The following is a 12,467-nucleotide window of genomic DNA, read 5'->3' as shown; positions in this document are numbered from 1 at the left end:
TCATTATAGTGTAAAGAAAAAACATTGACAAATATAAAATGGCTAGCTATAATTTTGTTTGTTGCCTTGAGGTGATATGATATGAAATGGTCCATCCATCAATTGAATAAATTGAGAAATAAAGGATTGACATTGGATGAGATGGTAGATGTAAGTGAGCTACAAGAGGTCGAGAAAGATATTCGTGAAATTAATCCTGCTCATGTAACAGGAAGAGTTGATTTTGGCTCCGGTAAGTTTACGTTCCATCTACATATAACTGGAAGCATGGTTTTACCATGTTCTCGCTCTTTAGTAGATGTGACATTACCATTTGACATTAAAACAACTGAGGTGTTCCAAACTTCACAAGAAGAATTTGAAACTGAAGCTGAAATTCATTGTTTAGAAGGAGAAGTACTTGACTTACTGCCCGTAATCAAGGAAAATATACTTTTGGAGATTCCAATGCAAATTTTCAGTGATGATGTTTCTGGTGGAGCACCGATGCAAGGTCAAGACTGGCAAGTGATTTCGGAAGAAAACAAAGAAAAGACTGTTGATCCACGATTAGCAGGACTTGCAAAGTTTTTTGACAAATAATCGGAAGACTGGTTTAGGCCTTCATATGAAAATAACTATTTCTTTTAAGGAGGTGGGAAGAATGGCTGTACCTTTTAGAAGAACTTCTAAAACAGTAAAAAGAAAGCGTCGTACGCATTTCAAATTATCAGTACCTGGTATGGTAGAGTGCCCAAGCTGTGGTGAAGCGAAATTAGCTCACCGTGTATGTAAAGCATGCGGTACTTACAAAGGTAAAGAAGTAATCAGCAAGTAATTGCGGGAAAATAAACGTAGAAGATATCTTCTGCGTTTATTTTTTTTTGTCTTATTCTTTATTTGTTGTATTCTATCTTTTCTAGTAACTGCATATGCTTAATAAAAAATGCATAGGGAGGACTAGAGAGATGGCGACAACAAGACAAGATGCTTGGACTGATGATGAAGATTTGCTTCTGGCAGAAGTAGTACTCCGGCATATTCGAGAAGGTGGAACGCAATTATCTGCCTTTAAAGAAGTGGGAAGACATTTATCTCGTACACCAGCAGCATGTGGCTTTAGATGGAATTCTTACGTTAGAAAGCAATACAAAGAACGTATTGAAGAAGCGAAGCAACTACGTAAAGTAGAAAATTATGAAGTAAAAGAGACAAAGGTAGTAGAGCCTACGTCAATTACATTGAATGATGTTATTGATTTCTTGCAAAATTATAAAGATGAAAACTCTTTAATGGTGTTGCAACAGCAAATTGAATCGTTACAAACAGAGAGAGAGAGTCTTTTGGAGCGATTATCAGTATATGAGGAAGAGTATAGAACATTGCTTGATTATATCGATCAAAAAAGAAGTGTAATGGTAGCGGAAAGAAATAGCACTCGTTCGAATGGGAAATTAGAAAAGTTAAAGAAATAAAAAAACAGCTGCTATGTAGCTGTTTTTTTATTTCTTATGCAGACTCTTCGTTTGTAACCGTATTCAAATTTGTTTCTGGGTTCCAAACATAAAAATCACCATCAGGTACTGATACAGGCTGGAAATTTAATTTATCCCAAAAACCAGCTGAATGGATACGTGCGATCGTTTTAATTGGGAACTGTAGCCCCTTCGCATAATTTACAAGCATTTCTCCGAATCCTTGTTTTTGGAAAGTTGGTAACACTTCAAGTTTATAGAGTTCTAGGTAAGTACCTGTAATTTCGAATGGTTCCCCGCCGTGCCTTTTCATATATAGACTCATACGTGCAATTAGTGATCCGCCATAATAAATACCGTAAAATGGAGATTCACTATCGTTTTCAATAATGTTTGCCTGTAATTCTTCTAACATGGATAATTCTTGAGCTCCGCAACCTTTAAATTTTTTAAATTCGTCTAATGTTTTATAATTGATGAGCAAGCGCTCAACTTTTGGGAATCCCATAACATCACATCCTTTTCTTGTCTCGTTGAATGCAGAAAAGTAAAAATATTTATAATAATATTATAACTCATTTTTTTATTTTTATGAAGAAGATAGTATATTTCTTTTATTATTTTTTTGAGGATTTGCTAAACTAAGAGTAGAAGCATATTAATAGGTAGTATATACATATTGAAAGAAGAGGTTGCATTTGTTTGTTAAAGAGCAATGGAATTGTAAACTGTGTTCATGGGATTGAGAACGATAGAGTGAAACTGTAATCGGTGGGATTTGTTCACCTTTAGTTAATTATGATTGATTCCGCACCAATCAGGCGTTTGCGGGATAAAAAGGGGGAGGGAAAAGGGACTTGTGTATCGTATTTATATGAGTTCCTTGTGTGAAAATGAAAATCGGAGTTGTGGGACCAGGAGCTATCGGTCTGTTATATGCATTTTATTTACAAAAAAGTAATCAAGATGTTACGTTGTTTACAAGGACAGCTAAACAGGCTGAGGAATTGAATATAACGGGTGTAACTTGTATGAGGGAGGAAAAACGTGAAACCGTATTCCCGCCTGTTTTGCCAATAGAAAGTATGCTAGATCAGAAGCTAGACTATATATTTATTGCTGTTAAGCAATATCATATAACTGACATACTGCCTTTTGTGCGAGGGGAATCCTCATTAATCTTTTTGCAAAACGGAATGTCGCATCTTCATGCTATGCAGAAAATAGGGAATGAAAATATTGCAGTTGGGATTGTAGAGCATGGTGCAAAAAAAGAAGAAAGACATACCGTTTATCATACGGGGATAGGTGTAACGAAGTTTGGAATCGTGCACGGCCAGTCTATACATTTTGAAAAAATATTTAACTGCTTTCCATTTCCTCATTTTCCGATTCAAATAGAAGATGATTGGAAGGATGTCATGCACAAAAAATTAGTAGTTAATGTATGTATCAATCCATTGACAGCATTATTACAAGTCCAGAACGGAGATTTGATTACGAACCCTTTTTTTTATCGATTGATGGAGCAAGTTTTTCAGGAAGTCGTTTTTCTTGTTAAAGAAGAAAAAGAAATGGTATGGAAAATGGTACGTCACGTATGTGAAAGAACGTCTCATAATACATCATCTATGCTGGCAGATGTAAGGGCGAATAGACAAACGGAAATTGGTGCGATTGTTGGATATGTATTAGAAGAAGCTAAGAAACAGCAACAATCCGTTCCGACACTGCAATTTTTGTTCGATGCAATAAAAGGATTAGAAGTAAAAGAATAAGTGTAATTCTTTGCTTTTACGTGCAACATTGACTACAATGTGGATTGGTGAGAGAACAGGATACGAAAGGAAGAATTATATGGAGATAAAAGAAATCTCTGTTCCGCAACAAGGTGTTGTAGCGGACTATATGAACGGTAAAAAAGAGATACAGTCTTGTTTTGACTATATGTTAACAGAAGATGCTTTTAAACAGCGTGTACATGATTTGCGTGAGAGGGAGTTTTTCCGCCAAGATTTAGTAGCGCATTTATTAGAATATAATACAAAATTACAAGCGGGAGAAGCTACGATTCAAAATGTAAAAGCGCTTGGAGATGAAAATACATATGTTGTTATAGCTGGACAACAAGCTGGGTTATTAACTGGACCACTTTATACAATTCATAAAATCATTTCAGTTTTACAGCTTGCAAGGGAAAAGGAAGAAAGTTTAGGTGTTAAAGTTGTTCCTGTTTTCTGGATTGCTGGTGAAGACCATGATATGGATGAAATTAATCATACTTTTGTAACGAAGAATAAAAAAATAAAAAAGACTATTTTTCATGACCGAAATCCGAAAGTGGCGAGTGCTTCAGAGTCCGAGCTTTCTTTGGAAGACTGTAGAAAGTGGATTGAAGAAATTTTCAAAACATACCCTGAAACGAATTTTACAAAGGATGTACTGCGATTTATTGATGATTCTTTGGGGAAATCGAATACGTATGTAGATTTCTTTGCCCATCTTATTATGAAAATGTTCGTTAATTCTGGTTTAATTCTTGTTGATTCGCATCATCCTGAATTAAGAAAATTAGAAGTGCCGTTTTTTAAGCAAATTATAGGTAAGTATAAAGAAGTGCAAGAGGGGCTTCATAACCAACAGGAAATAATTAAAGAATTAGGATATAAACCGATTATTGAAACAAAGTATAATGCAGTACATATATTCATGGAAATTGATAATGAGCGAGTATTACTTGAAGACGATCAAGGGAAGTTTGTAGGGAAGGATGGAGCGTATTCCTTTTCATATGAGGAATTGATGGAAGAGATGGAAAGAAGTCCGGAACGCTTTAGTAATAATGTTGTAACGCGCCCTCTTATGCAAGAGTATCTATTTCCTACGCTCGCGTTTATTGGAGGACCAGGGGAATTAGCTTACTGGAGTGAATTGCAACAAGTTTTCCATACGATTGGTTTCCAAATGCCGCCTGTCGTTCCGCGTATTACAATCACTTATGTAGAGAGGGATATAGCGACAGATTTATACGATTTGCAATTGCAAGACAGTGATCCTTTTTTTAATAACGTAGATAAGTTGCGTGAAAACTGGTTATCTAATCAAATAGAGGAACCGATAGATGATCGATTTGTAGAGGCGAAAAAAGAAATAATTGATATCCATACGTCATTACAACAGTTTGTGAAGAAAATAGATCCTGGATTAAGTGCGTTTGCAGGGAAAAATGAATTCAAAATTAATGAACAAATTGAACTGTTGGAAAGAATGTTGAAAAGAAATGTTGAGAAAAAACATGAAGTACAGCTAAATAAATTCCGTCGCATACAATTTGCACTTCGTCCATTAGGGGCGCCGCAAGAGCGTGTGTGGAATGTATGTTACTATTTAAATCAGTTTGGTTTGGATTTCGTTGATCGTGTAATGGAAAAACCGTTTTCTTGGGACGGAAAACATCATGTTATAAAACTATAAAATCTTGCTCTTAGGAGCAGGATTTTATTTTTGTCTTGTTGAATTTACTGTGAAGTGAAATTTTTCTGAATTATCAATTTTAAAAAAGTGAATATCGTAATTATGCAGGATACTTAAATATATGACAAAATAGCACAAAATGTAAACGTATTATCATCTTTTTCGACAGTTTTTTATTTAAATTCCCGCAAAAGATGATAAAATTTAGTATATAATAAAAGAAAATAGCGATTTGTATAGTATGCTGCCTTTGTAGGTAAGTTAAATGAGTCGTTCTTTCATAGTATTTCGTTCTCTAATCGTGAAATATGCGTTTGGAGGAGGAGATGCATTCAACATAATTAATTGGAAAAAGAGTAGGTGCAACAATGTTTAAACACGTAACAGTGCTTTTGAAGGAAACAGTAGACGGCTTAGATATAAAGCCAGGTGGTACATATGTAGATTGTACACTGGGGGGAGGAGGACATAGTTCTTATTTATTATCCCAATTAACTGAAGGTGGAAGATTAATCGCGTTTGATCAAGATGAGATAGCGATTCAAAATGCGAAAGAAAGATTCTCTTCATACGGTGAGCAGTTCATAACAGTAAAGAGTAATTTCCGTTATTTATCTGAAAAACTACAGGAATTAGGTATAACAGAAGTAGATGGTATTTTATTTGATTTAGGTGTTTCATCCCCACAATTAGATACACCAGAGCGTGGCTTTAGTTATCATCATGATGCACCGTTAGATATGCGGATGGATCAAGATGCCCCATTAACAGCATATGATGTTGTAAATAGCTGGTCATATGAGCAACTTGTAAGAATTTTCTTCCAGTATGGTGAAGAGAAATTTTCAAAACAAATAGTAAGGAAAATTGAAGCGTATCGTGAGAATAAAGCTATTGAAACGACAGGAGAATTAGTAGAACTAATTAAAGAGGGTATTCCAGCTCCTGCTCGTAGAACGGGTGGACACCCTGCGAAGCGAGTGTTCCAAGCAATCCGTATTGCGGTAAATGATGAATTGAAAGTATTTGAAGAAGCGTTGGAATCTGCAATTGAGATGGTCAAGCCGGGCGGAAGAGTTAGTGTTATAACATTCCATTCTTTAGAAGACCGTATTTGTAAAACGACGTTTAAACGAAATAGCACAACGCCACAATTGCCACCAGGATTACCGATTATTCCTGATGAATTTAAGCCCAAATTAAAGCTTATTACGAGAAAACCGATTTTACCTTCTGATATAGAGTTAGAAGAAAATAATCGAGCGCGTTCTGCAAAATTGAGAATCGCTGAAAAACGATAAAAAGGGGAGAGAGGTATGAGTAACTTAGCTGTAAAGTACAAACAACAAGCGCAAGAAGAGATACAGATTCAAACGCCCCCACAGCAGATGGTTCAGCCAAAAGCTAAAGCGAAGATTACAAGAATCGAAAAACTGTTGTATGTAGCATTTATTGGCTTTTTATTGTATGCCTGTGTAGCGTTTATTGGAAATAAAGCAGGCCTTTATCAAGTTAATGTAGAAGCAGCGACGATAGAACAAAAAATTGTACAGCAGCAAAAAGAAAATCAAGAGTTACAGGCTGAAGTAGAGAAGTTAAGTCGCTATGAACGAATCGCTGAAGTTGCAAAAAAACACGGGCTAGAAATTAATGCGAATAATGTGAAGGGCCTCAAATAAGGCAATAGGTGTGAAGGGAAAATGAAGAGAAATATGACTAAATTTCATACCAATAAGGGAGCAGGGTATTTTATGATTTTATTCCTCCTGCTCTTTTTGCTATTGTTAGCCCGATTTTTTTACATACAAGCAACAGGAACTGTTCATAATCAAGATTTGGATGCACTTGCTAAGCAAAAACATAGTAAAACAGGAGTTCTGGAAGCAAATCGCGGGACGATTTATGATCAAAACGGTCATGTATTAGCGCAAGATGCAAACTCTTATAAACTTGTAGCAGAATTAAAAGGTGCGAATCATGTTGAAAATAAAGAGGATACTGCAAAGAAAATTGCGGGAGTACTCGGAAAAGACGAAGAGAAGATTTTAGCCACGTTAAATAAAAAAGATAAAAATCAAGTCGAATTTGGATCACTAGGTAAAGATTTGACGAAAGAACAGAAGGAACAAATAGAAGCATTGAAATTGCCAGGCATATCTTTTATTACTGAAAATGCAAGAGTGTATCCGAACGGTGATTTTGCATCTTACGTTATAGGTCATGCTAAACCGAATGAAGAGGGAACTTCGATAGGGCAATTTGGTTTAGAAAAAAGTTTAGATAAGTATTTAAGTGCTTCTAACGGAAAAGTAGCTTATACAGGTGATCGTAAAGGTGTGTCTCTTGACGGTGGGAAAGTGAACGTAGAAGCACCTAAAAACGGAGATAACGCATATTTAACGATAGATCAACGTATTCAAAGTTACTTAGAAGATGCGATGAAAGCTGCAAGTAAGCATTACGATCCAGAAAGTTTAATAGGGATTGTTGCGGATCCAAAAACAGGGAAAATATTAGCGATGTCTAGTAAGCCTAGTTATGATCCAAATGATCGTCAAATTAAATATTTCTTCAATGACGCAATTGCAAATGCATTTGAACCTGGATCAACAATGAAAATTTTCACGCTAGCAGCAGCTATTAATGAAGGTGTGTATAAAGGGCAAGATTATTATCAGTCTGGTGCATATCAAGTCGGAAACCGAAAAATAAAAGATCATAACGGCGGCGCTGGATGGGGATCTATCACATTTGATGAAGGGGTAGAGCGCTCTTCAAACGTAGCGTTTGCAATTTTAGGGGATCAAAAACTTGGCCCCGAACGTTTCCGAAAATATATTCATAGTTTTGGATTAGATGAAAAAACGAACATTGATTTACCTGGTGAAGGTTCAAATACAATTGGATTCGATCAGCAAATACAGCAAGTAACAACAGCTTTTGGACAAGGTTCTACTGTAACGCCAATACAGCTTGTACAAGCTGCAACTGCTATTGCAAATGATGGGAAAATGATGAAACCTTATACAATTGATAAAATTGTAGATCCAATAACAGGCGAAGTAAAATTAGAACATAAGCCAGAAGAAGTGGGAAAACCTGTTACGAAAGAAACAGCAGCGCAAGTAAGACAGTTATTAGAACGCGTCGTTACATCGCCGAAAGGAACAGGAACTGCTTATAAAATCGATGGATATTCAGTTGGTGGTAAAACAGGGACAGCGCAAATTCCGGATGGAAAAGGTGGCTATATGACGGGAAGAGAGAATTATATATTCTCATTCTTAGGGATGGCACCTATGGACGATCCGCAACTTGTTGTGTATGTAGCTGTAAAACAGCCGGAATTGAAAGATGATGAGAATGGCGCACAGCCTTTAGCTGATATTTTTAAATATGTAACTAAAAATAGTTTAGAGTATTTAAAGATTAAGCCAAATGAAATAAAAGACCCGAAAAAATATGTGAAAGAACAACAAACTGTCGTTCCGGATGTAACAGGGAAAACGATGGAAGAAGCGAAAAAAGCAATTGATAAAGCAAAACTTCGTCCAATCGTATTAGGTGAAGGGAAAGTGCAGCAGCAAGTGCCAAAAGCAACTGAGCAAACATTAAAAGGTGACCGAGTCTTCTTAGTAGGAGATAAACCTACAATGCCAAATATACAAGGCTGGGCACTGCGTGATGTTATGAATTTAGCGAAAACATTAAAGCTTAACCTAAAACCTACTGGTACCGGATATGTAACTGAACAAAGTGTGGCAGAAGGAACATTGTTACAACCTGGTACAGAGTTAGGTGTAACGCTTGTACCGCCACTTGAACCACAACAAGAAGCAGAAGAACAGTAATGGTAAAAGAGAAGAAGTTCTAATTAAATAAGTACAAGCATATATTGGAACAAGCTAGGCGTAAGGGAGGCTTGTTCCAATATGCGTGTATCAAATGTAACGGTTAGAAAACGACTTATTTTTATACTCATATCAGGTATACTTATTTTCACTATCATCGATATTCGTCTTGGATATGTGCAATTTTTTCTTGGCAATATGTTAACGGATCGTGCGAAGGATTCATGGAGTCGAAATATTACTTTTGAACCTGAACGTGGGAAGATTTTAGACCGGAATGGTGTGGAACTTGCTACGAATAAAAGTGCCCCAACTGTCTTTGTTGTACCGAGGCAAATTGAAAAACCAGCAGAGACTGCAGAGAAGTTAGCTGCAGTATTAGGTGTGGAAAAAGATGAGATTTATAAGAGAATTACAAAAAAAGAATCAATTGTAAGGTTAGATAAAGGCGGAAGGAAAATATCACATGATAAAGCGAAAGAGGTACGAGGATTAAGTTTGAAAGGTGTTTATATCGCAGAGGACTCTATCCGGTACTATCCATTTGGCAACTTTTTATCACACGTATTAGGGTTTGCAGGTAGTGATAACCAAGGTCTTATGGGACTGGAAAAATATTATGATAAAGAGCTAAATGGTGATGAAGGTCATGTGCGTTTTTTTGCAGATGCAAAAGGACAAAGGATGCCTAATGTTGGCGATGATTTCAAAAAACCAGAAGCTGGTTTGAATTTAGGTTTAACAATTGATGCACGTATTAATAGAATTATGGAAAGAGAAATGAATATTGCAGAGTCGACATATAATCCGGATGGTATGATTGCGATTGCAATGAATCCGAAAAATGGTGAAATTTTAGGTATGTCGAGTCGGCCGAGTTTTGATCCAGCAGATTTTCAAAGTGTTTCTCCAGAAGTGTATAATAGAAACTTACCAGTATGGAGTACGTATGAGCCTGGTTCAACATTTAAGATCATTACGTTAGCAGCAGCCTTGAATGAAAATTTAGTAGACTTAGAGAAAGATACGTTTTATGATGATGGAGCAGCTGAAGTGGGGGGAGCTAGATTGAAATGCTGGAAAGCGGGAGGCCATGGTAGCCAAACGTTTTTAGAAGTAGTTCAAAACTCATGTAACCCAGGATTTATTGAACTTGGTGATCGTCTTGGTAAAGACCGATTGTTTAAATACATTCGTAATTTTGGCTTTGGACAGAAAACCGGAATTGATTTGCAAGGTGAAGGTAGTGGGATTTTATTTAATTTAGATAAAGTCGGTCCAGTCGAGCAAGCAACTACTTCATTTGGTCAAGGAGTTTCTGTAACACCAATTCAACAAGTGGCAGCAGTAGCAGCGGCTGTAAATGGTGGGACATTGTATCAACCGTATATAGCTAAGGAATTTATTGATCCGAAAAATAATCAAGTTGTAAGTAAAAAGACACCTGTGGAAAAAAGAAAAGTTATTTCCAAGGAAACTTCAGAAAAAGTTCGGTATGCATTAGAGAATGTTGTAGCAAAGGGATCTGGTAAAGGTGCTTTCATTGATGGGTATCGTGTAGGTGGAAAAACAGGTACGGCTCAAAAGGTGAAAGATGGTAAATATTTAGAGAATAATTATATAGTATCTTTTATCGGTTTTGCTCCAGCGGATGATCCGGAAATTGTTGTCTATGTTGCTGTTGATAATCCGAAAGGTGTAACGCAATTTGGTGGAGTAGTAGCAGCTCCAATTGTTGGGAATATTCTTCGGGATGCACTTCCTGTTATGGGAGTGAAACCGAGAAAAGAACAAGTTGAGAGAGAATATAAATGGGGCGATACACCAACTGTGGAAGTTCCGAATTTAATTGGTATGAAAAAGAAAGACTTACAGACACAACTCGTCGACTTGAAGCTTGATATAAGTGGAGACGGAGAGAAAGTAATTAAACAATCCCCAGAAGCAGGAGCTAAAGTGAAAGAAGGCTCAAAAATTAGAATTTACTTCGGGAATTAAAGGTAACCTAGTACGTTTTATGGTACAATTGGTGGAAGTGAGTTCTTTATAGAAGAGTTACTTAATTTGAGGCTGTAAGAGCCCCAATTATAAATAAGTCTATTTATTAGACACAGTAGCACTTACCTCCTATTTTACATATTTAGGAGGTAACGTGTTGCTTATTAAAAAAGAGATAAATACACAATGTAGAGAGGGTTTAGTGAAATGAAGTTGCATACACTTTTATCATGTTTGCATGATTTTCCAGTTGTTCCAAAAGAAAATCCAGAAATCACATCTATAGAAGCTGATTCACGTAAAGTGAAAGAGGGAAGCTTATTTGTATGTATGAAAGGATATACGGTTGATAGCCATGATTTTGCTAAGCAAGCAGCGGCACAAGGAGCGGCTGCTATTGTTGCGGAAAGACCAATTGATGTTGACGTTCCAGTTGTACTTGTGAAAAACACTTTTCGTTCGTTAGCGGTTTTAGCTGATTATTTTTATGGTCAACCAACGCACAAGTTACATTTAATCGGAATTACAGGTACAAATGGAAAGACAACAACATCGCATATTATGGATGAGATTATGCGCGCACATGGTCATAAAACGGGGCTAATTGGAACGATTAATATGAAAATCGGTGATGAAACATTTGAGGTGAAAAATACAACACCAGATGCACTAACACTTCAACAGACATTTTTAAAAATGGTTGAGCACGGTGTAGATAGTACAGTAATGGAAGTTTCGTCACATGCTTTAGATCTTGGTCGTGTACACGGATGTGATTACGATGTAGCAGTGTTTACAAATTTAACACAAGATCATTTAGACTATCATAAAACGATGGAAGAATATAAACATGCAAAAGGGTTGCTATTTGCACAACTTGGCAATAGTTATAACCATGATCGTGAAAAGTACGCGGTACTGAATAACGATGATGCTGTAACTGCGGAATATATGAGAAGTACTGCGGCAACTGTTGTAACGTATGGAATTGATACAACAAGTGATATTATGGCCAAAGATATCGTTATGACGAGTGCTGGAACTACATTTACGCTTGTAACACCGTATGAAAGTGTAAATGTTACGATGAAATTGATTGGGAAATTTAATGTGTATAACGTACTAGCGGCAACAGCAGCAGGACTTGTTTCTGGTGTAAGTTTAGAAACGGTTATTGATGTAATAAAGCAACTAGCTGGAGTTCCAGGACGTTTTGAAGTAGTTGATGGTGGACAAAATTATACAGTTATTGTTGATTATGCACATACACCAGATAGCTTAGAGAATGTATTAAAAACAGCAAAACAGTTTGCAAAAGGCGATGTATATTGCATCGTCGGTTGTGGTGGAGATAGAGATCGAACAAAGAGACCAATCATGGCAAGTGTTGCAACAAAATATGCAACTCATGCAATTTACACTTCAGATAATCCAAGAAGTGAAGAGCCAGGAGCTATTTTAGATGATATGGTGCAGGGTGCAAATGGGAATAATTATGAAGTAATTATTGATAGAAAAGAAGCGATATACCATGCAATTGCTAACGCGAAAGCTGAAGATATCATCATTATTGCTGGTAAGGGTCATGAAACGTATCAAATTATTGGTAAAGACGTTCATCATTTTGACGATCGTGAAGTCGCTAAAGAAGCAATTACAGAGCGTTTAAACAACGAAGAGTAACAACGTG

Annotated in this window: 11 protein-coding genes; 10 read left to right on the top strand and 1 reads right to left on the bottom strand. The window is 36.5% G+C overall.

From position 1 onward, the window contains the following. Positions 1-81: 81 nt before the first annotated feature. The 3 genes from ACLBWW_RS01155 (at position 82) to ACLBWW_RS01145 (ending at position 1,454) form a co-directional block, all read left to right on the top strand. Positions 82-582: a YceD family protein gene (locus ACLBWW_RS01155; protein ID WP_000872150.1), complete on the top strand. Its 501-nt coding sequence runs from the start codon at positions 82-84 to the stop codon at positions 580-582. Positions 583-643: 61 nt separating this feature from the next. Next, entirely contained in the window at positions 644-817 is a 174-nt protein-coding gene (rpmF, locus tag ACLBWW_RS01150; RefSeq protein WP_001984764.1) for a 50S ribosomal protein L32, read from the top strand. A 130-nt stretch (positions 818-947) separates the two neighbouring features. Then, positions 948-1,454 (top strand): RsfA family transcriptional regulator, encoded by a 507-nt coding sequence (locus ACLBWW_RS01145; protein ID WP_048546098.1) that lies wholly within the window; start codon positions 948-950, stop codon positions 1,452-1,454. Between the two features lie 34 nt (positions 1,455-1,488). On the opposite strand, the gene ACLBWW_RS01140 is transcribed toward ACLBWW_RS01145, so the two are convergent. Continuing rightward, on the bottom strand, positions 1,489-1,962 hold the full coding sequence (locus tag ACLBWW_RS01140) for an N-acetyltransferase (protein ID WP_000506689.1): 474 nt from the start codon (positions 1,960-1,962) through the stop codon (positions 1,489-1,491). Between the two features lie 379 nt (positions 1,963-2,341). Between ACLBWW_RS01140 and panE the strand changes: the two genes are divergently transcribed. The 7 genes from panE to murE all read left to right on the top strand — a co-directional run bounded on the left by panE (position 2,342) and on the right by murE (position 12,460). Continuing rightward, positions 2,342-3,232 carry a 2-dehydropantoate 2-reductase gene (gene panE, locus ACLBWW_RS01135; protein ID WP_098047871.1) on the top strand — a complete coding sequence of 297 codons (891 nt, stop codon included), beginning with the start codon at positions 2,342-2,344 and terminating at the stop codon, positions 3,230-3,232. Between the two features lie 79 nt (positions 3,233-3,311). After that, entirely contained in the window at positions 3,312-4,928 is a 1,617-nt protein-coding gene (gene bshC, locus ACLBWW_RS01130) for a bacillithiol biosynthesis cysteine-adding enzyme BshC (protein WP_098047870.1), read from the top strand. 368 nt (positions 4,929-5,296) lie between these two features. Continuing rightward, positions 5,297-6,229, top strand: a complete 933-nt coding sequence (gene rsmH / locus ACLBWW_RS01125; RefSeq protein ID WP_000472512.1) for a 16S rRNA (cytosine(1402)-N(4))-methyltransferase RsmH — start codon at positions 5,297-5,299, stop codon at positions 6,227-6,229. A 15-nt stretch (positions 6,230-6,244) separates the two neighbouring features. After that, on the top strand, positions 6,245-6,607 hold the full coding sequence (ftsL, locus tag ACLBWW_RS01120; RefSeq protein WP_000067079.1) for a cell division protein FtsL: 363 nt from the start codon (positions 6,245-6,247) through the stop codon (positions 6,605-6,607). A 21-nt stretch (positions 6,608-6,628) separates the two neighbouring features. After that, positions 6,629-8,779, top strand: a complete 2,151-nt coding sequence (locus ACLBWW_RS01115; RefSeq protein ID WP_447613888.1) for a penicillin-binding protein — start codon at positions 6,629-6,631, stop codon at positions 8,777-8,779. 81 nt (positions 8,780-8,860) lie between these two features. Continuing rightward, on the top strand, positions 8,861-10,777 hold the full coding sequence (locus ACLBWW_RS01110) for a stage V sporulation protein D (protein WP_001266227.1): 1,917 nt from the start codon (positions 8,861-8,863) through the stop codon (positions 10,775-10,777). Positions 10,778-10,984: 207 nt separating this feature from the next. Beyond that, the gene (gene murE / locus ACLBWW_RS01105) at positions 10,985-12,460 is read left to right on the top strand and encodes a UDP-N-acetylmuramoyl-L-alanyl-D-glutamate--2,6-diaminopimelate ligase (protein ID WP_048546093.1); all 1,476 of its coding nucleotides are present in this window, start codon (positions 10,985-10,987) and stop codon (positions 12,458-12,460) included. Positions 12,461-12,467: the final 7 nt, after the last annotated feature.

This window comes from Bacillus sp. M5A3_1b, from assembly GCF_053345335.1.
Note: the sequence above shows the minus strand (reverse complement) of the source record. Positions and strands in the feature narration are given on the sequence as shown.

What these genes read in the sequence shown, in the direction of transcription:
- rpmF (WP_001984764.1), top strand. Translation starts at nt 644, where the DNA reads ATGGCTGTACCTTTTAGAAGAACTTCTAAAACAGTAAAAAGAAAGCGT.
- bshC (WP_098047870.1), top strand. Translation starts at nt 3,312, where the DNA reads ATGGAGATAAAAGAAATCTCTGTTCCGCAACAAGGTGTTGTAGCGGAC.
- ACLBWW_RS01145 (WP_048546098.1), top strand. Translation starts at nt 948, where the DNA reads ATGGCGACAACAAGACAAGATGCTTGGACTGATGATGAAGATTTGCTT.
- rsmH (WP_000472512.1), top strand. Translation starts at nt 5,297, where the DNA reads ATGTTTAAACACGTAACAGTGCTTTTGAAGGAAACAGTAGACGGCTTA.
- ACLBWW_RS01110 (WP_001266227.1), top strand. Translation starts at nt 8,861, where the DNA reads ATGCGTGTATCAAATGTAACGGTTAGAAAACGACTTATTTTTATACTC.
- ACLBWW_RS01115 (WP_447613888.1), top strand. Translation starts at nt 6,629, where the DNA reads ATGAAGAGAAATATGACTAAATTTCATACCAATAAGGGAGCAGGGTAT.
- murE (WP_048546093.1), top strand. Translation starts at nt 10,985, where the DNA reads ATGAAGTTGCATACACTTTTATCATGTTTGCATGATTTTCCAGTTGTT.
- ACLBWW_RS01140 (WP_000506689.1), bottom strand. Translation starts at nt 1,962, where the DNA reads ATGGGATTCCCAAAAGTTGAGCGCTTGCTCATCAATTATAAAACATTA.
- ftsL (WP_000067079.1), top strand. Translation starts at nt 6,245, where the DNA reads ATGAGTAACTTAGCTGTAAAGTACAAACAACAAGCGCAAGAAGAGATA.
- ACLBWW_RS01155 (WP_000872150.1), top strand. Translation starts at nt 82, where the DNA reads ATGAAATGGTCCATCCATCAATTGAATAAATTGAGAAATAAAGGATTG.